This window comes from Bacillus sp. COPE52 (assembly GCF_003355115.1).
Taxonomy (GTDB): Bacteria; Bacillota; Bacilli; order Bacillales; family Bacillaceae_G; genus Bacillus_A; species Bacillus_A toyonensis.
Genome location: NZ_CP031292.1, coordinates 2,946,816 through 2,969,553 on the forward strand (window position 1 = coordinate 2,946,816; position 22,738 = coordinate 2,969,553).

The following is a 22,738-nucleotide window of genomic DNA, read 5'->3' on the forward strand; positions in this document are numbered from 1 at the left end:
TTTCTTAATTTTATTCTGATGGTTTTGCTGGTACTATATGGGCACCATCTTTTCCATAATGTATCATTCCTCTACTAGTCTCTATATATTGTCCGGTCACAGTGTCATAGTATTTACCTATTGGTTTACCAAAGTCCACTCTTTCTTTATTTTTGGTAACAGTGGTTCCTTTTCCTGCAAACTTATCAAGCAATTCTTGCGCTATTTTATTATCGCCATAGAAAATGCTCTTATTTTTTCCATTTGCTAATTCTTGTTTATAGTTCGGTGTATCGGGAATATGCTTTTCTTGAGCTCCTGCTTTCACTTTTATTGGATAACCATTTACTTCACGGTATGGACCTTTAGGTACAGAATCTTTTCCATAAGAAGGTATTCGATTACTCGCACCCTTACCTCCACCAGAAGACTGGATTTTTTGAATAGTATCCTTAGCATTTTGAATCGATTTATTCCAAACAAATCCACCATGCGCAAAAAGACTAGCCCCAGCAGTTGTTGCAGCTATATCTAATGGAATAACAATTGGTGACGCTAACCCGCCAGTTCCTACTTCTGCCACAATAGTTAAGAAATTAGATCCGCCTATGAGCGAGATACCTTCAAACATTTCTACAATGGATCCGACTATTGATATAACATTTCCAGCCAACCTTCCAACTTGGTAAGTTGTCTTACTTTCTAATTTATCATTCTCATGTGGTTGTAGTCCAAAAAAGTTTTCTAGTGCTGCATCACCAGCACCTTGAAAAAATTCGATAACTCCATGCAAAAATGATTGCGCATAAATGGCTGTTTTTTCATGCCATGATCTATTGTCTTCCTGCTCTTGTAAGTTAAATTGTTGTTTTTGCAAAGTAATTTGTTTCATCTCGGTTTGTCGAGCTTGTTCTTCTATAATCCCCTGAATAGAACTCACCCAATCCATATTCAACCCTTGTGTACTAAACGTCCCACTCACAGGACTAAATCCTTTCCCACTTTGCACTTCAGCGAGTCCGGCTGTGATGCTAGCCGCTAATTGGAGAGCAGTGCTGTAGTTGTTGCTGGATGAATGTTCGAATTCTTGTAAACGCTCTAGTTTTTCTTCCAGTTTTTTTCTCATTGCACCTAATACCGTTACAATCGCACTTACTCCGGGCATTGGTGTAAGTACTTCTATTGCTTCTATACTTGTAATCGATTGATTAATTCCCCGTATTTGTTCTCTTATTTCTTGTTCAATCACATCTGTCGAAGCAACTTTCGCTTGGAACTCGTTTGGAAATGCTTCGTTTTGGCGAATTAATTCTTCACATAAGCATATGATTCCTTGCGCTAATGGCCGAAATGTTTGGACAAGGTAGGCTTTTGCACTACTGTATGTTTGTCCTTGTAGTACTGTATCTACCGCAAATGCATCAATAGATTGAATGGCTTGTTCCATACTTTCAATCGTAGCATTACATATAGCGTTCATACTTTGAGTTTGACTTTGTACTTCTCCCAAATACATGTTTAAACTCATGTATTGGCCTCCCTTTGTAGTTGCTGCTGTTCATAGGAAAGGTCGTTTTCTTTCTCACTGAGATGCCGTTTTTCTTTAAGCAACGTCTCTTTTTCATTTTCTAATTCGAATGTAAGTTTTCTTTCATACTGTCCGATTTCTTGCCGCATATTCGTAAAAAGGTGAAACACTTCTTTGTCGCCGTGCCAAGTTTCTAGTATTCGGTTAAATAAACGATTGCTTCTATTTTTCCATTCATGAAAACTAGCCTCAGCTCGTTCTTGATTTTGCAGCGCAATTCGGTTTTCATTTTGTTCTTCAAACATAATTCGTAATTTTTGATTACATTGACTCATTCTCGTTTCAATTTCTTGACTCATCTTTTCTCCCTACCTTTTCCCCTTTACGTAGGCTGTTACATTATTGAAAAGTCTTTTGAAGTCCTGTATCCATTTTCTCAAATTCATTTGCTACGGAATGGATATTATCAATTGTTTGTTGAAAAGCAGCACAAAATTGTTTCGTGATCTGCAAATTTTGTTGATTTGCTTCTTGTGCTTTGAAGTTCACAGATAGTGTAGTACGCGTTGCCTTATTTATAGAGCGACTAGTAGCACTTTGCATTCTATTTGAAGCAGTTCTCATTTTCGTTGCAAGTTGCGTTGCCGTATGCAAATTACTTTGAAATTCTCCCATTACTTACTCCCCTCTACCTTTTATTTACAAGAAAATTATAACACGGAAAAATATCCCAATAAACCAAATGTTCGAATTTAACATACAATTCACCACAGTTACTGAGGATACGAGCAACACTTATCAATCAACATAACTGAGTCCAAAATGGATTCTACTTATACAAAAAAGATGACTTCAGCCATATGCTAAAGTCATCTTTTTCTACCTTATTATTTTACTAACTCTCCATTATAAGCTTTTATATCAAGAGGAGCAGTTAAAAATTGTGCTGCTTTACTAACGAAAGATGTGAAGTGTTCACTCGTATTATGGCTCGCAACTGCTGCTTCATCTTTCCATACTTCTACCATCGTATAAACACTTTCTTTTTCTGTATCTTTATATAAGTCATAAGATACATTTCCACTTTCTTCTCTTGAACCATGAATGAGTGGCTGAATTTCTTCTAAAAATGCTTGTTGTTTTGCTGGGTCTACTTGAAATATTGCGTGAATAATAATCATGGTGCTTCCCCTCTCATCTTTCACTTATTGAAGTTCTTTTATAAAATTATTTCCACTCTGCAACTTTTTCAATTGGAAGACGTACTGATTGGTAACCACTGTCTGCAGCTTTCCCGATTGAAATTAACATAACTGGTACGTAGCGTTCTTTATCTAGTCCAAATGCTTCTGCGATTTGGTCTTTTTCAAATCCACCAATTGGACAAGTGTCATAACCGTGCGCACGAGCTGCTAGCATAAATTGCATTGCTACAAGACCACCGTCAATTAATACCGTATCTTTCATTACTTCTGGTGTAACCATTGAGAAGTAAGCTGAAAGTTTTTTCATTTGGTCTTCTTTTACTTCTGCTGGCATTAAGCCACGCTCTACTGCTGTACCGTAAATTTCCTCTGCGTTATCAAAATTGTTTAAATCACCAAATAAAGCAATCATTGCTGAAGATGTTTCTACTTGAGATTGATTGAATTTCGCAAGTGGCGCAAGTGTTGCTTTCGCTTCGTCACTTTCAATCACTACGAATCTCCATGGTTGCATGTTTACTGAAGATGGTGCAAGTGTTGCTTCTGTAAGAATTTCTGTCATTTCTTCTTTGCTAATTTTCACTGAAGGGTCGTACTTACGAATTGAACGACGTCCTGTTAAAATTTCGTTAAAATCATTTGTTTTTACTGAGTTAGTCATAGTTGTATTCTCCCTTTTTTATAATTCTTTTATATTTTCTTGAATGTGATTTAACATATTTAAAAGATTATCGCGTTCTTCCTCACTTAATCCTTTAAATGCAGATGCTGCAAAACGTTCTTTTTCTTCTTGAAACGCCTGAATTTTATTTCGCCCCTCTTCAGTAAGAGAAACTAACGTAATTCTGTTATCATCTGGATTTTTACGTCTTACAATCATTTCATTGGCCTCAAGCTGCTTTAAATGCCTTGTTATCGCAGCATTATCAATATTCACTTCTTGCTGAAGTGCTTTTTGACTAATTTCACCTACTTCAAATAATTGAAGTATAAGCTCTAATCGAGACTGGCTCATACCCGTACACCCTTCAAATTTCGAACTTACTTCTTTATTTAGAAAGTGTAATTTATATAAAATAATCGCTTCTTTTGAGCATGAACTTGTCAAATTAACCCTCCTTTACAATCAAAATAAAAACATTTGATGTATCAATAGTTGATATGTCAATTAATATAATCTATATCGATTTAGAATGCAAGCATTTTGTTTTCATTTTATTTTTTCCAAATTAAGGCGCTTTGTAGCGTTACAAATAATGTTAATTGCACTATAATAGTAATAATTTAAATGACTGGAGAGTGATTGTAATGCGGCAATACACAAATAGAAATGAGGAAATGAAAATGGAAAATGAAATGAGGATATTCATAAATGACAACAATAAATATAGGGATTGTTGCGCACGTAGACGCTGGCAAGACGAGTTTGACTGAGCGTATTCTTTATGAAACGAATGTGATTAAAGAAATTGGCCGAGTAGATAGTGGTAATACACAAACTGACTCAATGGAATTAGAAAGACAACGCGGAATTACGATTAAAGCATCTGTCGTTTCTTTCTTTATTGATGATGTAAAAGTAAATGTCATTGATACACCTGGACACGCTGATTTTATCGCTGAAGTGGAGCGATCATTCCGCGTTCTAGACGGTGCGATTTTAGTTATCTCTGCCGTTGAAGGTGTGCAGGCACAAACAAAAATTTTAATGCGAACATTACAGAAACTAAACATACCGACAATTTTATTCGTTAATAAAATTGATCGTAGTGGAGCAAACACTGAAAAAGTTATGAAACAAATAAAAGAGGTTCTTTCAAATGAAGCATTCCCCTTCTATTCTGTTCTAAACGAAGGAACGAAAGAAGCCCGGATCATTGAATACAAATCATATGACGATTGTATGGAACTGTTAGCACCATTTAATGAATCATTACTTGAATCATATGTAAATAACGAAATAATACCGGACGCACTATTAAGAGAAAAACTAGAACAGCAAATACAGCAAGCAAATGTGTATCCAATCTTTTTCGGCTCAGCAATGACAGGTATAGGAGTAACTGAAATACTTGAAAAACTTCCTGCCCTAATGCCAGCTCTTACATCCGCACAAGAGGAACCATTATCCGGTGTTGTTTTTAAAATTGAACGTGAACCTTCTGGAGAAAAGGTTGCGTATATAAGAGTTTTTTCAGGTAGCTTACACGTTAGAAAATATGTTGATATACAGCGCGATGAGTCTCTACCACATAAAGAAAAGATTAAAAAAATGTGTATGTTTCATAGCGGAAATGCTGTTCAATCTACTATCGTTCCTAGCGGAGAATTTTGCAAAGTGTGGGGACTGAATGATATAAAAATTGGTGATATTATCGGTGAACGTACGGATTATATAAAAGATATTCACTTTGCCGAACCACAAATGGAAGCTTCCATTGACGCAGTACCAAAAGAACGAATTCATGATTTATACGCTGCACTTATGGAACTATGTGAAGAAGATCCACTTATTAAAGTGTGGAAAGATGATGTTCATAATGAACTATACATTCGCCTTTTCGGTGAGGTACAAAAAGAAGTAATTGAAACAACACTTTATGAGAAATATAATTTGCAGGTTACTTTTTCAAATACGCGAGTTGTATGTATCGAGAAACCAATTGGCGTAGGCAATTCTGTTGAAGTAATGGGTGAAAAAGAGAATCCATTTTACGCAACAATCGGTTTCAAAGTTGAACGTGGGAAGCATAACTCTGGCATAACGTACGACTTAGGTGTTGAACTTGGATCACTACCTTTAGCATTTCATAAAGCGATTGAAGATACGGTATTTCAAACGTTAAAACAAGGTTTATACGGATGGGAAGTTACGGACATTATCGTCACGTTAACACATACTGGTTATGCAAGCCCTGTTACAACAGCGAGTGACTTTAGAAACTTAACACCGCTCGTTTTAATGGATGCTTTACAGCAAGCTGAAACATGTGTATTTGAGCCATTAAACGAATTTGAATTAACTGTACCGGAGCACGCAATTAGTACCGCGATGTATAAGCTCGCTGCCATTCCAGCGACTTTTGCAGAGCCTATATTGCATAATGATTCTTATCACTTAACTGGATCGTTACCTATTGCGAAAACAGAAAATTTTAAACGAATGCTCCATTCATTTACAGAAGGAGAAGGAATCTTTACAACGAAGCCAGCTGGTTTCACAATGCTTACGGCTCCCTTCCCTACTCGAAAACGCGTTGACTTTAATCCGCTGAATCGAAAGGATTATTTGCTTCATGTGTTGAAGGCTTATTAATCCAAACAACTAATAAGCGCCCTCTAGTATGATACTTTTCCTTACTAAAGGGCGCCTTTTTATATACAAACTTAAGGTAAAGCTGGTTCAAACTCTCCTGTAATTGTTTGAAATCCATTATTTCTCTCATATTCCTGTTTCCGCTCTAACCCGAATTTTTCTAAAATCGGGAGGTCATTTGTGGAAAATACATAACTAGTTTCAAACGCAACGTGTTCGTGCCATGCCCAGTTTGGTACAACAAAGAAGTCTCCTTTAGACCAATCGAAGCGAACACCATTAATAATTGTATATCCTGCCCCTTCATGCACATGGTAGATTGATGCATGTGTATGGCGATGTGCTTTTCCTCTGAATCCCTTCGGCAATTTTTGCATCCAAGCTGCAATCGTTGGACATGCTGTCTCACCGTTTGATGGATTTATATATTCAACAGCATAACCATCGTAAGCATCTGGCTCAAAACGACTTAATCCATTAAGCGCTGCTTCCGTTCCTGCCCATTTGTAGGAACTAAGAGGAGCTTTCTTTGTATATCGGTCCGAAACCGGTCGAACCATTCCACCCTCATAACGCTGAGCAGTATAATTATCTGGCACATTTGGCTGTTCAATTTTCTCTGGATACGGCTCAAAGAACGTACCACCGAGATAATAAATAGTCGGAATATCAAGGCAATCCATCCAAATCATCGGTTTGTCACCAGTGTGGCCATGTCCATGCCACAGTCCATTTGGAGTTGTTAAGAAGTCTCCTCGTTCCATGAAAATACGCTCTCCTTGCACAATTGAGTAAGCCCCTTCTCCTTCCATGACGAAACGTAACGCATTTTGAACGTGCCGATGTGACGGAGCAGTTTCTCCAGGTTGTATTAATTGAACCGCAGCATATAACGTTTGGGTAGTCGATGCCCATCCCCAAGGTTTTCTATAATTAAGTCCTGGATTTTGTAAATAGATGGCCCGGCGTTCTCCGCCACGATCTGGTGTAAATATTTGCGTCGCTTCTGTTAACTTTTTATGGAGTAATTCCGCTTTCCAAAGGTATGCTTGTGCATGAGGTTCTGGTGTATGCTTCATTAAATCTGGAATAGCGTTCCATAGCGGGCCTAGATGGTATTGTTCGATATCACGATTGAAATCTTGTACAAGATCACTTTCATAAAAAGTATTTTTTTCTGCCATTTTATTTTCCTCCTTTATCCTGGTTATACTTCGATACATTCCGCTCGATTTGTTTACAATGCTTTTCTGTATGTTCTACGATGAGGTGATTCACAATAAAGTTAATCGGTTTGTTTTCGAAACGAGGATTGCGACTTGGAGCTTGTATATGTAACTCTTCGTCAGTTAATGTATGAAGTACATTTTCAATCGTGATTGGTATAGAAGAAAGCTGCTCTATGACTTCTTCTACTGTTTTCCTATTTATATTCTCTTCTGAAACTGCTTGCAGGCGCACTTCATCTGTTAAGCCGCGGCCCCATAAGTTTTCATTACTTAATTTAATATTGCTTATTTCCTTTGCCCAATACGGAATTGCTTCTGCTACATGTGTAATAATTTGCATTACTGACCATTCATCTTTTGAAGGTTTCCAACGAATTATTTCCTCTGGTAACGACTTAACAATCGTTTTTATCTTATTGATTGAGTCGTAAATAGATTCGACCGCATAGATTTGCACGTTTTTCGTCATAGTACTGGCACCTCTACTGTTTGTCTTACTCTATTTTCAAGTACGCCTACTCGATCAATTTCAATTCGAACGATGTCTCCATCTTTAAGAAATACTTGCGGATTACGGGCAACACCTACCCCACCCGGTGTCCCAGTTAATATGACATCCCCTGGCTCTAATGTCATTAAACCGGATAAGAATGAAACGAGATATTGTACCGAAAATACTAGATTAGCAGTATTAGACTGTTGACGTTTTTCTCCATTCACTGTTAAGACAATGTTCAGTCCAGATGGATTCGTTAATTCATCTGAAGTAAGTAACCAAGGACCCATTGGAGCGCTACCTTCAACTGTTTTTCCTTGAAGCCATTGAATTGTACGACGCTGAATATCACGGTAAGTAATATCATTCACAATTGTGTAACCTGCTACATAATGAAGGGCGTCTTCTTCTGAAATATTCCGGGCACGCTTTCCGATTACGAAAGCAAATTCAGCTTCGTAATCTAGTTGTTCTGAAATGGGATAATACGGAATATCATCTTTTGGACCGACTACCGTATTCGCAAACTTCGCAAAGATGACCGGAAATGCAGGTAATTCGCGTTTCATTTCCAAAATATGTTCACGATAATTGTGACCTACACATATAATTTTTCCTGGCGCAGGTACTGGAGCTTCTATTTTTACTTCGCCTTCCTCAAATACCAACTTATCTTCATGTTTTTTCATAAGTGCATAAGCGATCGCATCTTTTGCTAGATTCATACTTTCTGTTCCGCCTTGTAAAAATCCATTCATATCCTTTGGTATATACGCCTCTGCAATTTGAGCAGCCCGAAGATTTCCTTCACTTATTAATTTCGCTTTAAAAGCAGCATGCAAATCAATCAATTTCCCATTTTCTAAAGCAGCAATTCTTGTATCTCCATTATGTGTAAAAGTAACAAGTTTCATATTACTCATCCTTTCCTATAAAACAAGTGAAATTCTACCTTCTCAAATAATCGAAAATGATAATAATGTATGACTTTCCGGCCCTACTCTTTGTTATAAAAGATAAAAAGTATTTCCTTCTGGTCCAAGTGGCACATGTCCCATTTCTATTAACTCTATAATTGGGAGACACACATTCTTTTCTTCAGCTAATTCAGCAGCACATGCAAGAACACTTACGTACATCGCATGCCCGACGAGAAATTTCACTGTTTTTTCCTCTCCAAAAATTTCGAACGCTTCTTTATAAACACCATGAAAGATTGCTTCTGGTACTTCATCTACTACATCTACAAGAAGTTTTTCGTTACCAGCGCGCTCAATTTTTTCTTTCAATTGATCAGGCACTGCCGCTAGTGCCCCCCATAAATCGTTATCTTCAAATGAAATCCGCTCAATTGTTTCAATTAATTGTTTTCCTGAAATCCATTTGATTTCATATTCACTAATGTTTAGAGAACTCATAAATTGATCAATTTTCTTCTCAGCCTCTACATTTTGCTGTCCAATGTTGCAATACCAGTTCATCGTCATTAACCGTTCAATCATTCCATTTGTAGAACGTGCATGTGAACCATACTTTTCTTCATTCATGAATTGAGACAAAGCCATTTCTTATCGCTCCTTTCATATTACCGATCTAACTTTTAATATTTCGTTGTCAGTTCAGGAGGTCCAAATTTCGGTCCGTACGGTCCCTCATCGAGCCACCTTCCAAGCCTTGGAACAATAGATACCATTGATGCTGCAATATCACGTTTCATGTTCATTTCAGGAGAGTTCCCCTGAAGGTGATGAAGTGCAGTAGTTGAAGCATCTCGGTTCCATTTAGCTGCAATTCGGCGTTCGTTTGCAGCTGCTTCAATCGCGTTTATCCGCTCTTCTTCAGAGTTAGATTGTAGTGCTTTCTCGATACCTCTCGTAGCAAGAACAGCATCTGGAATTCCAGAATTTAATCCACGTGCACCAAATGGGGCAAATAAATGCGCAGCTTCTCCAGCGAGAAGGATACGACGTTTTGCATCAGTAAATGAATTTGCCACTACTTGATGGAAACGATAAGAAGACACCCATGTAATCCTCTCCGCATATTTCGCATCCATTACTTTCGGCAACCATTTCTTAACACTTTCAATATTTGTATAATCATCTGGGTTATCTGACTCAAGCAATTGTAAATCCACACGCCATCCACCTTTAAACGGAACAAACATTACATTTCTTCCCTCCATAGCTGGATGTTGATAATAGAATATTCTTTCTAAAGGAAGTGGATTTGTTTCATCTTCTTTTACATCTACGACTATAAAAGTATCTGCTGTACGTGGACCTTCAAACGTTAATCCCGCTTGCTCTCTTACAATTGAACGTGCTCCATCACATCCAATTACATACTGCGCCTTTAAGATTTCGTCATTTGTGATTGTTACTTCTACTTCAGAGTCTGTAATGTGCAACTTCTTAACCGGGGCATCCCAAAGGAATTCCACGCCGGCTTTTATACATGCCTCATACATATGCTTTTCGATCTCATCTTGATGAAGAGCTGTGAAATGAGGCAAGCGGTTTGATTTAAGGTTTTCATCCTTACCATAATCTCGTACATATACTTCTTTTCCTTTATAAAACGTTCGTTTTGCTGGCCAAATAATTCCGTTATGAGCAAGTGTAAAACCAAGACCTTCTGCAGTCTCCTCCAGTAATTTTAACGAAGCACTATGCAAATAAATTGCTCTACTTCCCGGACGTGGTCTTCCGAATGAATCTCCCTCTATTACTAATGTTGATATGCCCTTCTTTTGTAATGAAAGTCCTGCTACAAGCCCGACTGGTCCCGCCCCAACTACTATGGCATCATACTTTTTTTCTTTTCCCATCACTATCTCCCCCTTATTAACAATTACTCGTTACGGTATCCTTACTCGTACTTCTTAACTTTCTACAGTTTTTATCTCTGGCATCATCTTCTGCCGAATATATCCAGGTATCGGTTGCGCTTTCACTTTTTCTTTAAAAGAAGTCCATGCACGAGTTTCATAACCTTCTGCCACAACCTGTTCCCTTTTTACAAAAACATGCTGGATTGTAAAAACTTTATTATGCAATTCTTTTACAGTACTTTTCACAACTACTTGATCTTCAAAACGAAGAGGTGACTTAAATTGACATTTTGCTTCTAGTAATGGCAAACCAATTTGTTGTTCTTCGTAAAGTTCAACTGAAGGAAAGCCAATTTTTTTAAAATATTCATGAGTTGCTTCGTCCATCCATTTATAAAAGTTAGGATAGTACACAATGCCCGCAGCATCAGTATCTCCCCACCTTACTTGAAAAGCATACTCTTCCATTATGCCTTCGCCTCCTATCTATTAAACTGTTGGACTACTATTTGAAGATACTTGTTCTTTCAATTTCAATTTTTGAATTTTCCCACTTGCTGTGACAGGAAATTCCTCTGTAAAGATCACTTTCTCTGGTAGTTTATAAATTGCCATTTTCTCTTTAAGATAAAGTTTTATTTCTTCTTCGGAGCTTACTTCTCCATTTTTTAACCGTATGACCGCACATGCGACTTCTCCCAGTACTTTATCTGGAAGACCTACAACTGCTGCTTCTATTACTTTTGGATGTTTCATAATGACTGCTTCAATTTCTTGAGGATAAACGTTTAAGCCTCCTCTTATAATCATCTCTTTCTTTCGTCCTACGAACCTTAAATATCCTTGAGGATCGAGGGTACCTAAATCTCCTGAATAGTACCAACCTTCATTATCTAAAACTTGTTTTGTTTGTTCGGGCATATTGTAGTATCCTTTCATTACACCAAACCCTTTAACTGCTATCTCTCCCACTTCTCCAGGAGGAAGATCCACTCTATTTTCATCTACAATTTTCAATGTTACTCCTGGAATGGCCTTTCCAAGCGTTTCTGTTATATTCTGCTTTGTATCATCATACGAGGTCATCGTAATCGAAACCGTCTCAGTTATCCCAAATGATTGGCAAAGGTTAATGCCCATCCGTTCTCGAATCTCCGTCACTGTTTTTACTGATATAGGTGCTGCACCAACTAACCCGGCACGTAATGAAGATAAATCATATTTATCAAAGTCCTCTAACTCTAGTTCCTTTATAAACATAGTTGGTACACCTTTTTGGATAGTTACCTTTTCTTGTTCAATTAATTGTAAAGTTTCTCGCGGGTGGAATTTTTCTTGTAATATGATCCTTCCTCCCATCGCTACTGCGCAAAGCATATTAATTGCCATACCGAAAATATGAAATAGTGGTGCTGAAATAATGAATACATCCTTTTGTGTACAATACAGCTCTGTTCCTATCGTTCGTGCAGATTGTACAACGGCACGATGTGTAACCATTACACCTTTTGGAGTTCCCGTCGTCCCTGACGTATATAAAATACAAAACAAATCATCGTTCACATTTATATGAACTGGTTCAATATTCATTGTTTCCGTACGCATTAACTGCTCATATGAACAGTAATTTTCTTGCGAAAACCGTACTGTAATAACCTTTCGTGCCTTATTAAAAACTTTTTCAAATCCAAAATTCTTTTCAAATTCCCCTGAAGCTATTAATAGCTTTGGAGCTGAACTTTCCAATATATATTCAATTTCATATGATTTATATTTGGGATTAAATGGAACGATTATCGCTCCTAATTTCGCAGCTGCAAAATAGATAACTACTGTTTCGGACCAATTTGGTAGCGATACGGCGATACGGTCTGCTTTACCTACTCCTAGTCTCTTAAATGCCGTAGCTAAACAATCTACTTCCTGTTTCAATTGTTTGTATGTAATTCGCCTCGTTACGTCATATATTGCTTCTTTTTCACCGTAAGTTGCAGTAACCGTTTCTAACAGCTCATACACCGATAATAAGTTTTTATCCTTTTTCATTGTCTCACTCACTTTCTATCTTCTTACCAACTAGCCCGAATCTCTCATCACATACTGATAACATGAGAAACGATGTAGTTAAAAACAGGAAGGACTCTTCCTGGTTTTTTCTCTAGTACAACGCTTCCCAAATCGCTGCAATTCCTTGACCTCCGCCAATACAAACAGCCGATACTCCATATTTTTTATTTCTTCTTCTTAATTCATAAATTAAGGATAGAGAAATTCTCGTTCCACTCGCAGCAAGTGGATGGCCTATCGCAATTGCCCCACCATTTACATTTGCCTTATCAAGGTCGAATCCTAATTCTTTTTGACAAGCTAAGTACTGCGCAGAGAATGCTTCATTAATTTCAATCAAATCTAAGTCTTTTAAAGTTAAATTCGCTTTTTCTAATGCACTTTGAATTGCAGGAACCGGTCCGATTCCCATATACTTCGGTTCCACTCCAACAACAGCCCAAGAAACGAGCTTAGCAATCGGTTGTAATCCTCTATCCTTTGCAAAGTCACTAGATGCTAAAACAACTGCTGCTGCACCGTCCACCATGCCGCTTGCACTTCCAGGAGTCACTACACCATTCTCCACAAAGCGTGGCTTTAACTTTGCTAATTTTTCTAAACTCGTATGACGGATATGCTCATCTTCTTCAATTACCTGTTCTCCTTTTCTTCCTTTCACCGTTACAGGAACAATTTCTTCTTTTAAATACCCTTTCTCTCTTGCCAAAAGAGCGCGCTCATGACTAGAAAGTGCATGCTGATCTACTTCTTCTCTCGTTAAGTTATATTTTGCAGCCAAGTTTTCTGCTGTTTCTCCCATCGTACATTTTCCGTACGTATCATAAAGACCATCCCATAACCAATCTTCTATAGCTGGACCACCGAGTGGGCTTCCCCATCTCATTCCGGGTATTACGTGTGGCACTTGGCTCATATTCTCCGTTCCACCGGCAAGTACAACTTCTGCTTCTCCGCTTAATATATAACGAGCAGCCGTTAAAATAGATTCAACACCCGTTCCGCAAAGTCGATTGATCGTCAAAGCTGGGACATGAATAGGCGCTCCGGCTTTTAAACCAACATGCCTCGCCAATAAATGTGCGTCTTTACTAGATTGCTGAACGTTACCAAATACAACTTGATCAATATCTTCAACAGATATAGAAGCTTTTCGTATGGCTTCCTTAGCGGCAATTGCCCCTAATTCTGTTGCATTTACGCCTCGGAATGATCCCGAAATTTCAGTGAACGGAGTCCTCGCTCCCTCTAATAAAACAATTTCTTTCATATCCTTTTCACCTCATTATTTCCCTAAATAAACTGGTTTTCTTTTTTCAACGAATGCTTGTAATCCTTCTTTACGATCCTCTGTTGCGAAAGCATTTCCAAAACAAGTACTTTCAATGATTAAGCCTGTTTCAAGATCAGCATTACTTCCTACATTTACTGCCGTTTTTAACATTTGAAGTGCTACTGGTGGTTTTTTTGCCAATTTATATGCCCATTCCTTTGCAAACTCAAACAACTCTTCCGCAGGTACTACTTTGTTAACAATATGTAAATCGAAAGCACGCTCTGCATCAAACATATCTCCGAAGTAAAGTAATTCTTTCGCTATACCTTGGCCGACAATTTTTTGAAGACGCTGTGTACCCCCGCCTCCAGGAATAATTCCGAGCCCTACTTCTGGAAAGGCAAATTTTGCTTGATCCGTACAAATGCGTAAATCACATGCGAGTGCAAGTTCAAAACCACCACCAAGAGCTAATCCATTTATCGCAGCAATAACTGGTTTTGACATATTTTCAATTTTGCTAAATACTGTTCGTGAAGTTTTATTCATTTTGTTTACACCGACAAGATCAAGTGCTGCCATTTCATTAATATCAGCGCCAGCGACAAAAGCTTTCCTTCCGCTTCCTGTAAGAACAATTACTCGCACTTCTTCATTCGCCTCTAATTCGTCAAATAGACTGGAAAGTTCATGAAATACTTGTGTATTTAGTGGATTTACAGGTGGTCGATTAATCGTAACGATCGAAACTTTATTTTCAATTTCACAAATTAAAAACTCATAATTCATAACTTAATCCCCCATTCTTTATTCATAATCATAAAAACCTGCACCTGATTTTTTGCCGTGTCTACCTGCTCTAACTAGCTGTTTTAAAAGAAGCGGCGGAGCGTATTGATCATTATTTAGTTCTTCTTTGAAGTACTCCATCACGTGATACCCAATATCTACACCTGCAAAATCTTGTAGTGTAAATGGCCCCATCGGATAATTGAGGCCGAGTGTAACAGCCTTATCAATATCTTCTGCAGATGCAACCCCATCTTCAAGCAATTTAATTGCTTCAATAAATTGCGGAATCATAATTCGATTTACAATAAATCCAGGTGAATCTTTCTTTACCTCAACTGGTTCTTTCGAAAGTTTTTTAGATAACGCTTTCAATTCTTCGACTGTTTCATCACTCGTTTTATAGCCGCGAACAACTTCTACAAGTTTCATAAGTTGTGCAGGGTTAAAGAAATGCATACCTGCCACACGTTCTGGACGATTCGTTGCTGAAGCAATCTCTGTTATCGACATAGATGAAGTATTTGTTGCAAGTATAACCCCTTCAGGAACGATTCGATCAAGAGCTGCAAACACTTCCCTCTTCAAATCTAATTTTTCTAACACGGCTTCAATAACTACATCTGCATCCTTCATATCTTCTATAGTTGTAGTGAGCCGAATTCGGCCAAGCGCCTTTTCTTTATCTTCTTCCGTCATCTTTCCTCTCGTAACACTTTTAGTCATAAAACCATTCATACGTTGCATTGCATTATCTAAATAACGCTCTTCAATATCATGTAAAATAACTGTAAATCCATGTAATGCAGCTAAATTTGCAATGCCAGAACCCATAGATCCTGCACCGACAATGCCAATTGTTTGAATTGCCATTTTGCTACCTCCTCAAATAACTTTTTAAATGTTCTGTAAATAAATTATATCTATATCCAAAAAGTTTTTGTATATACACAGTGTAGGAAATACATATATTTCTTTCATACATTTTAATGGTATTCATTTCGGTTCAAACCGCTTCATTTTCCATTTAATGAGAAGTACAGTTATTTTTCATACAAAAAGTGCGCACTTCAAAAGAAATAATGTTTTCTTGAAATACGCACTCTATGATGTGAATTTCGAAACTATATGTTATCGTTCTTTACCATTTGATGAAATAACTTCTTTATACCAATAGAAGCTCTGTTTCTTTATTCTTTTTAAATCTTTTAAATCGTCTTCATCACGATTTATATAAATAAAACCATATCTTTTTCTGAAACCTTGATGCGTAGAAATTAAATCGATTGCAGCCCAAGGACAATAACCAATTACATCTACTCCATCCGCAATTGCCAATTCCATCTGTTCAATATGTTTTTTCAAATAATCAATTCGGTAATGATCTTGTACGGATCCATCTTCATCTACTTTGTCGTAAGCACCTATCCCATTCTCTGTAATGATAATTGGTAAGTGATAACGATCATTCACTTCTCTTAATGTAACTCGGAAGCCGATTGGATCAATCTCCCAACCGAAATCGGTTAATTCTAGAAATTCATTATCGTCACCCATAAAGAATCCTTCTTCACCTACTTCAATTTGTTGATCACCAGCATCATCGATTACAAAGTTTTCATCATACTCACTAACAGTAATAGAAGAATAATAGTTAAAAGCTATATAATCTGGTTTTGAACTAGCTAGAATCTCCATATCTCCCTCTAGAATGACTGGTTCGATATTTTTGCTTTTCATGAAATTCCACGCTATATTATTATATCGTCCATATACAGCCATATCTAGATATAACCAATTACGAATTGCGTTACAATTTTGAGCTGCAATTATATCATTCGGCTTACATGTTTTCGGATACACATAACTAATATTTGGTGCTGGACCAATTTTCGCATCAGGTATCATCTTATGACATAAGTTTGTTACCTTTGCCTCCGCTAACAACATATGATGATTTTGCTGATATAGCTCTTTTTGAGATAATATTGATGTCCCAATCGCCTGTCCATGTAGGATCATCATGTTCTGTTCATTAATCGTTAACCAATTCTTTACTCGATCTCCAAAACGTTCAAAAAGGATTTCACAATACTGAGCAAAAGCATCGATGGTATCACGATTACTCCAGCCACCCTTTTTCTCTAATTCATACGGTAAATCAAAATGATACATCGTTATTAACGGTACGATATCATGCTTCAGCAATTCATCAATAAGATTGCTATAGAATGTAATACCTTTTTCGTTCACTTCTCCCGTACCATTTGGAAGAATACGAGTCCAAGCTATAGAAAAACGATAAACGTTTAATCCTAATTCTGCAAAAAGCTTTACATCTTCTTTAAAATGATGATAATGATCACTACAAACTTTAAAATCTGATGTACCTTCAGGAATAACTTTCACATCTTGAACAGAAAGGCCTTTTCCATCTTCATTATAGGCACCTTCTACTTGATAGGCGCTTGTCGAAGCGCCCCATAAAAAGTCTTTTTTAAATGTAGTATTGAGCATATTTACCTTTCCTTTTCAAAAATAGTATTGTTATCGTTTATTTCTACTAGTTTTGTTTCACTAAAAATGTTTCATAAACACTTATAAGCTCTTCTGCAATGATTTTAAATCCTTCTGCACTCATTAATTGATCTTCTGCATGCGCCAACAATAAGCTTACTTCTATTTTTTCACCAGCTGCTTCTTTACTAATCAATCCAGCATGTGCTCTATGGCCTTCAATAAAAGTTTCACTGCCTTCATTCATCAATTGTCTTGCTTGTTCAAAGTTACCCATTTTTGCTTCTTGAATTGCTTCAATATACGAAGATCGTGCGCTACCTACAGCTGATATAATTTGAAATACTACTAATTCATTTTGTTCCATAACGATTCTCCTAACATTTTTTTATTTTTATAGTCTTATAAATCGAGAATGCAATCAGTGAAGTCCATCCCCACTGATTACTATCCCGCCCAATCAAATTTGTGTGGAATAAATTATTATTGTTGTGATGCTGCTTGTTGTTCTGCCTCGTAAGCTTTCTTATCTCCCGTTTTAAAGAACGGATAATATAATAGAATTTGAGAGACAATAATTAATACTGTCATGATGAATAGTAACCAACCACCAGAAATATAAGCTGCAAATGGTGCTGGTGTTACCCATGGTAATTCAATAAGTGGATTAAAGTTAGATAAAATCCCTGTAATGTTAAGGAATACGATACCAATTAATCCGCCTACTATTGAAGATGTTATTAATGGAATAAAGTAGATTGGATTTAGAACAAGCGGTAATCCAAAGACAATTGGCTCATTTATATTAAAGATATTTGGGACGATACCAATTTTTCCAAGTGATTTATATTGCTCTGATTTCGCAAATAATAGATTTATTGCTAATCCTAACGTATTTCCTGTTCCACCAATAACGACTGCAAAATGCATTAAAGTAAATGCTAAGTAAGGAATTTCTGAAAAAGGTGTTCCTGAAGCAAAAGCTGTAATAGCTGCCGTAAATAATGGAGCTGTCGCACTATACCATACATTTATGATTGGTGCTGGGTGTAAACCGAAGAACCAACATATATTCATGAATGTAAAGATAGCAATTACTGACCATACAGACGATCCAATGAATTTTACAGGTAACGCTATAACTTGACTTACAAAGTTAAAAATATTTTCATATGGCGTATAGCCAAATATTACTCTTATAAAGAAGATAAGTGTGAAAATGATGATTGAAATAAACACTGGATTAATTGCATCAGCTACCATAGGGGGTACTGATTCTGGCAATTTCACTCCAATATTTTTTCTTTTCAATGAACAATACAGTTTACTAGTGAAAACACCGACAAACATAGCAACGAATATGCCATCACTACCTAAGTACTGATTTAATATAGCAGGAATTTGTTCTTCTCCTACCTTAATAGACATTGGCATTAAGCATAAGAAACTGCCTAGCGCTATAACAGCAGCTGTCATTCCATTCATGCCTTCCTCTTTTGCATAGGAATAAGCGATAATGACAACCATATATACTGCTAACAAGCTTAATGTCGCACTAATCATGTCTTGCATATGCGTATATATACCAATTTGGATTAAAAATTCTTTCCACCCTTCAAATGGTAGATTACCTAAAATAGCAAATAATGTAACACCGATCGTAACAGGAATTGTCATCATCATCCCTGATGTAATCGCATTGACTACTTTGCTATTTCCGAGATAATTAGTTAGTGGTGTAATGATTCGTTCTAGTCCGTTTTTAGTCCCTTCTAACAGTTTCATAATTACCTCCAACATTTACATATTTTATTAAGTCTATTTTTTACCTTTTTCTACATAGCTCATATCATTTACAGATTGAACTTTATATTTCCCATCTTTATATACAACTTTTGAAACACTTGCATTTCCTAATCCTTCTTCAACCTCATTTAAAGATTCAGGAGATATTGAATATAATAGATCCATTAAAGATATACCATGTGATACAACAAGAACTTTACCGCCGCCATCTTCTGCTACTTCTTCTGCAATTTGATCAACTTCTTTTTTCATTCTCTTTGTAACTGTTTCAGTATCTTCAGCCTGTTTACTCGTATCAATCTTCGCTGTAGTTTTTTGCATAATATCAATGTCGAAATTATTCATAAATTCTTCATAGGTCATATTATTTGTTTGTGCAAGTTTTTCCCTGAACGTATGATTTAACTCCCCTTCAAACTCACCAAAACACACTTCACGTAACTTTTGACTTTGATTAATATTCATATCTTTATTTCCACTTTGATCTAACACAATTTTCGCTGTTTCTATTGCACGTCCACTATCGCTACTATATGCTTTATCAAACTTAGTCCCTTTCAAACCTTTTCCAAGGTATTCTGCTACTGCAACACCATCTTTCGTAAGTGGTGCATCCGCCCAACCTTGTACTCTATCCGTCGTATTTAACATCGTTTTTCCATGTCTTACTAAATAAAACTCAACTGGTTTTTCTTCTTTTTTCTCCTTACCTTGTTCTGTTTTATTAGGTGAACAACCAAATAGAGAAACGGTCAAAGAAGCTATCAGGCAGAACGACAACATTTTTTTATTCATTATGAACTCTCCTTAAGGGCTTATGGGCTTATAAAAATATGCATACACCACATGAGTAACATAATATTTTTATAATAAAGATATTTAAAAATTATTTTGACTGATTAAACAACCAATTTATCATCTCTTTATCTTGCAAAGCTGGTACCCAAGAAAAGTGTCCCATTGGTTTAACGATTCCAGTTGGATATTCTGTATATTTAACAAAAGAACCACCTAGTTCTTTAATAGCTTGTACAGCATCTCTGCTATATCTCACATCAACTAGCGGATCATCTTCTGCATGGAAAACCCAAATCGGCATATCTTTAATATCCTTGAATACGGAATTATCTTGCAGCGGTTCATATTCACCAACAAGCGTATTTCCTGGCAAATCTCCTATTCCACAAATCGGAACAGCAGCTGCGAAAAGATTCGGGTTCTTCTTAATAACATTACAAGTCCCAATTCCACCATTGGACATACCAACAACATATATGCGATTTTTATCAATATCATATTTATCGATAGTTTCTTTGAGTAAATTCAACATAGTAGTATAGTTAGGTTCCTCGGTCCAATACGCTGTAAGAGTTTCAGCTGCTTCAACCTGAGGAGCTAACACATAGGCAGGATTTTTCTTTTGCTGTTCTGGATTCGCCCACGCTACAGCGCCCTCATTTCCTACGACTTGCATATAGTTGTCATTTCCTCGTTCACCTGATCCATGTAAAAATAAGACTAATGGATATTTTTTGTTAGATTCTTTTTTAGGCTCAAAAAGTCTGTATTGCATTTTGCTTCCAGATGCATCTTGATATACCCCTTTTTTAAAATCATCTACAACAGGAGTAACTACTTTTGCAATTTTATTTTTCTGTTCGGATGCTTTAAAAGTTGTACCTTCTTTTGTTTTAATTTCTTTCGTAAGAGATAACTTATAATCTAAGTTATCTCTTGTACTTAAAAATTTTTCTTCATTAAACGTTGAGGTAGATGCATGTTTATCGCTTTCATATAATTCGATCACGACGTATTGTCCGTCTTTTGAAGTCTCTGATACTTCAGCTTTATTATTTGTATACACTTTAGTTATTTTTCTATTTTGAGGTTTCCCATTCACTTCCACCTCAACTTCAAAACTATCTTTTGTTAATTTTGAGCTATCTATTGTATCTCCAAAATCACAAACGACGGTAGTCCCTACTTCTCCATACGGAAGAACATTCGTAATAAGTGTTATATCTGAATCTTTTAAAGCCTTATCTTTGCTTTCTGATGTACATCCTGACAGTACCAAACCACCTACCAGGCTCCCTACTACCATACATAAAATTGGAAATTCCCTTATCTTTTTCAGACGATGACCTCCCTCAGAATATGTACTTTTCAAAACTGACATAAATCGTGTAAGGCTCGTAAATCGTTCCCCATGTATAAACTATTAATCACCTAAAACCTTTTTCACTTGTTCAATTACTTTTTTCCCATCTAACATGCCATAAGCTGCCATATCAATCACTTCAATATGCTTCTCTGGCAATTGACTTTTCACATTATTTAATGCATATCGAACTTGTGGTCCTAATAAAATGATGTCTGCCGCTTGCCCAACATTTTTCGCTTCAGTTAATGCATAAGCATTAATTTCACAGTTATAATTCGCTGATTCTGCATATCCTCTCATTTTGTTCATTAACATACTTGTAGACATACCTGCATTACATAAAAGTACAATGTTTCTCATAATAAAAACCTCCAATATTTATTTTAAGTGCTTTGCATACTCTCTATTTATGCAAGCGCTTTCTTTATAAGTTCAATATAAACTATGGTCTAAGACTAGGGTCAATAGCTTAATTTAATTAATCCATTTATTATGTATAATTTGTATAAAGCTCAACTTCAATCAACGGGATTTTGTTCATTCCCCACTGATTATCAGCCCCTACCAATCGGGCGTTTACAGCCCACAAATAGCTGGATAAACCTAGCTAAACACCGTGTGAAAACTCTTTTGTTTCAAAAAAAATGCATGTAACTGTAGACTGTGTCTAACAATTACATGCATTTTTTTCATGTCCTTCTCTACTTCAAGTCACTTTGTACCGTTTGATTTAATAATAGGAATCATAATAATATAATGTTCAACTGTTTTGTCTTGACTCTTTGTTTCACAAACATATCGACATAAAACATCTCCGTTAAGAGCGTATCCCTGTTCCTGCATAATATGGAATGGTTCATCTAATATCAAAGATGATAACGATTCATCCACATTTTTTTCATATAAATAATGCAAGCACTCTCCCATAGGTATTTGAATAACCGAATCATCCATAGGTAATTGACATTCTTTCACCTTTGATTCAGAGATTGCCATTGCCCAGTAACTATTCTCTATATTTTTCATTTTATATTCTTCAAGTGGAATACATAATGCCGTGGAAACTGTTGGCAAGAAATTTAACCATGTCTTTAATAGAGGATTTACACATAACGTTCCTTCATTTAGATGAACATGTTTGAGAAAATAATAAGTCTCAGCTTGTTTTATAACCCATCTCCTATCTTCCCGCTTATATTCTTGTAATAAGTTCATAAATTCATTTATTTGCTTTGTTTCTAACTCTAACTGTTTTATCGCTTCATTTTTTTCAGCTATTTTATCATTACATTTTTTCATTATGTCATCATATTCTAAACCGTTAAAAACCGATCCAATTTCCTTAACATGAAATCCCATTTGTCTAAAGCTTCTAATTGCTAAAAATACTCCAAAATCCTCATATGTATAAAATCTAAAACCGTTATCTTTGTCTTTTTGTGGTTTTAGGAATCCTTTCTTTTCATAAAACCGTAAAGCATCTATTGAAACTCCAAATTCCTTTCCTACTTCTCCTATTTTATATTTCTTCAT

General features: G+C 36.4%; 24 protein-coding genes. 1 reads left to right on the forward strand and 23 read right to left on the reverse strand.

All coding sequences use genetic code 11. From position 1 onward, the window contains the following. Nucleotides 1–10: 10 nt before the first annotated feature. From DPQ31_RS14755 to DPQ31_RS14780, 6 genes are all read right to left on the reverse strand, one after another. A complete protein-coding gene (locus DPQ31_RS14755) occupies nucleotides 11–1,507 on the reverse strand; it encodes a polymorphic toxin type 50 domain-containing protein (RefSeq protein WP_199631316.1) in 1,497 nt (498 codons plus the stop codon). Continuing rightward, nucleotides 1,504–1,866: a DUF3958 family protein gene (locus DPQ31_RS14760; protein ID WP_070173391.1), complete on the reverse strand. Its 363-nt coding sequence runs from the start codon at nucleotides 1,864–1,866 to the stop codon at nucleotides 1,504–1,506. The genes DPQ31_RS14755 and DPQ31_RS14760 overlap by 4 nt, the downstream gene beginning before the upstream one ends. Before the next feature lie 40 nt (nucleotides 1,867–1,906). Then, on the reverse strand, nucleotides 1,907–2,182 hold the full coding sequence (locus DPQ31_RS14765) for a TIGR04197 family type VII secretion effector (protein WP_000503645.1): 276 nt from the start codon (nucleotides 2,180–2,182) through the stop codon (nucleotides 1,907–1,909). Nucleotides 2,183–2,394: 212 nt separating this feature from the next. Then, nucleotides 2,395–2,688: a putative quinol monooxygenase gene (locus DPQ31_RS14770; protein ID WP_000583804.1), complete on the reverse strand. Its 294-nt coding sequence runs from the start codon at nucleotides 2,686–2,688 to the stop codon at nucleotides 2,395–2,397. Nucleotides 2,689–2,734: 46 nt separating this feature from the next. After that, the gene (locus DPQ31_RS14775) at nucleotides 2,735–3,373 is read right to left on the reverse strand and encodes a nitroreductase family protein (protein WP_000185391.1); all 639 of its coding nucleotides are present in this window, start codon (nucleotides 3,371–3,373) and stop codon (nucleotides 2,735–2,737) included. An 18-nt stretch (nucleotides 3,374–3,391) separates the two neighbouring features. After that, nucleotides 3,392–3,820 carry a MarR family winged helix-turn-helix transcriptional regulator gene (locus DPQ31_RS14780; RefSeq protein WP_000204162.1) on the reverse strand — a complete coding sequence of 143 codons (429 nt, stop codon included), beginning with the start codon at nucleotides 3,818–3,820 and terminating at the stop codon, nucleotides 3,392–3,394. 264 nt (nucleotides 3,821–4,084) lie between these two features. On the opposite strand from DPQ31_RS14780, the gene DPQ31_RS14785 reads away from it, so the two are divergent. After that, nucleotides 4,085–6,028 carry an elongation factor G gene (locus tag DPQ31_RS14785; RefSeq protein ID WP_208730572.1) on the forward strand — a complete coding sequence of 648 codons (1,944 nt, stop codon included), beginning with the start codon at nucleotides 4,085–4,087 and terminating at the stop codon, nucleotides 6,026–6,028. Nucleotides 6,029–6,099: 71 nt separating this feature from the next. Here the strand turns inward: DPQ31_RS14785 and DPQ31_RS14790 are convergent, their stop codons facing one another. The 17 genes from DPQ31_RS14790 to DPQ31_RS14870 form a co-directional block, all read right to left on the reverse strand. Next, nucleotides 6,100–7,212: a cupin domain-containing protein gene (locus DPQ31_RS14790; protein ID WP_199631319.1), complete on the reverse strand. Its 1,113-nt coding sequence runs from the start codon at nucleotides 7,210–7,212 to the stop codon at nucleotides 6,100–6,102. A 1-nt stretch (nucleotide 7,213) separates the two neighbouring features. After that, on the reverse strand, nucleotides 7,214–7,726 hold the full coding sequence (locus DPQ31_RS14795; RefSeq protein WP_098711492.1) for a DinB family protein: 513 nt from the start codon (nucleotides 7,724–7,726) through the stop codon (nucleotides 7,214–7,216). After that, nucleotides 7,723–8,667: a fumarylacetoacetate hydrolase family protein gene (locus DPQ31_RS14800; RefSeq protein ID WP_208730573.1), complete on the reverse strand. Its 945-nt coding sequence runs from the start codon at nucleotides 8,665–8,667 to the stop codon at nucleotides 7,723–7,725. Before DPQ31_RS14800 ends, DPQ31_RS14795 begins: the two co-directional genes overlap by 4 nt. A 93-nt stretch (nucleotides 8,668–8,760) precedes the next feature. Then, on the reverse strand, nucleotides 8,761–9,318 hold the full coding sequence (locus tag DPQ31_RS14805; RefSeq protein WP_208730574.1) for a hypothetical protein: 558 nt from the start codon (nucleotides 9,316–9,318) through the stop codon (nucleotides 8,761–8,763). 35 nt (nucleotides 9,319–9,353) lie between these two features. After that, nucleotides 9,354–10,583, reverse strand: coding sequence for an FAD-dependent oxidoreductase (locus DPQ31_RS14810; RefSeq protein ID WP_208730575.1), 1,230 nt, complete (start codon nucleotides 10,581–10,583; stop codon nucleotides 9,354–9,356). Between the two features lie 54 nt (nucleotides 10,584–10,637). Next, entirely contained in the window at nucleotides 10,638–11,054 is a 417-nt protein-coding gene (locus tag DPQ31_RS14815) for an acyl-CoA thioesterase (protein WP_098711489.1), read from the reverse strand. 21 nt (nucleotides 11,055–11,075) lie between these two features. Beyond that, nucleotides 11,076–12,632, reverse strand: coding sequence for a class I adenylate-forming enzyme family protein (locus DPQ31_RS14820; RefSeq protein ID WP_098711488.1), 1,557 nt, complete (start codon nucleotides 12,630–12,632; stop codon nucleotides 11,076–11,078). 112 nt (nucleotides 12,633–12,744) lie between these two features. Continuing rightward, nucleotides 12,745–13,923 carry an acetyl-CoA C-acetyltransferase gene (locus DPQ31_RS14825; protein WP_098911282.1) on the reverse strand — a complete coding sequence of 393 codons (1,179 nt, stop codon included), beginning with the start codon at nucleotides 13,921–13,923 and terminating at the stop codon, nucleotides 12,745–12,747. Between the two features lie 15 nt (nucleotides 13,924–13,938). Further along, nucleotides 13,939–14,718, reverse strand: coding sequence for an enoyl-CoA hydratase/isomerase family protein (locus DPQ31_RS14830; RefSeq protein WP_208730576.1), 780 nt, complete (start codon nucleotides 14,716–14,718; stop codon nucleotides 13,939–13,941). 18 nt (nucleotides 14,719–14,736) lie between these two features. Continuing rightward, complete coding sequence (locus tag DPQ31_RS14835) at nucleotides 14,737–15,591, reverse strand: 3-hydroxyacyl-CoA dehydrogenase family protein (protein WP_098711485.1); 855 nt, start codon at nucleotides 15,589–15,591, stop codon at nucleotides 14,737–14,739. Nucleotides 15,592–15,849: 258 nt separating this feature from the next. After that, entirely contained in the window at nucleotides 15,850–17,235 is a 1,386-nt protein-coding gene (locus tag DPQ31_RS14840; RefSeq protein WP_098911281.1) for a glycoside hydrolase family 1 protein, read from the reverse strand. 46 nt (nucleotides 17,236–17,281) lie between these two features. Next, nucleotides 17,282–17,602: a PTS sugar transporter subunit IIA gene (locus DPQ31_RS14845; protein ID WP_199631323.1), complete on the reverse strand. Its 321-nt coding sequence runs from the start codon at nucleotides 17,600–17,602 to the stop codon at nucleotides 17,282–17,284. Between the two features lie 116 nt (nucleotides 17,603–17,718). Further along, nucleotides 17,719–19,020, reverse strand: coding sequence for a PTS sugar transporter subunit IIC (locus DPQ31_RS14850; protein WP_208730577.1), 1,302 nt, complete (start codon nucleotides 19,018–19,020; stop codon nucleotides 17,719–17,721). 33 nt (nucleotides 19,021–19,053) lie between these two features. Next, nucleotides 19,054–19,836, reverse strand: coding sequence for a histidine phosphatase family protein (locus DPQ31_RS14855; protein WP_199631324.1), 783 nt, complete (start codon nucleotides 19,834–19,836; stop codon nucleotides 19,054–19,056). Nucleotides 19,837–19,927: 91 nt separating this feature from the next. Next, on the reverse strand, nucleotides 19,928–21,220 hold the full coding sequence (locus DPQ31_RS14860; RefSeq protein WP_208730578.1) for a prolyl oligopeptidase family serine peptidase: 1,293 nt from the start codon (nucleotides 21,218–21,220) through the stop codon (nucleotides 19,928–19,930). A gap of 42 nt (nucleotides 21,221–21,262) precedes the next feature. Then, nucleotides 21,263–21,565, reverse strand: a complete 303-nt coding sequence (locus DPQ31_RS14865; protein ID WP_001244593.1) for a PTS sugar transporter subunit IIB — start codon at nucleotides 21,563–21,565, stop codon at nucleotides 21,263–21,265. A gap of 351 nt (nucleotides 21,566–21,916) precedes the next feature. Next, nucleotides 21,917–22,738, reverse strand: coding sequence for a MerR family transcriptional regulator (locus tag DPQ31_RS14870; protein WP_208730579.1), 822 nt, complete (start codon nucleotides 22,736–22,738; stop codon nucleotides 21,917–21,919).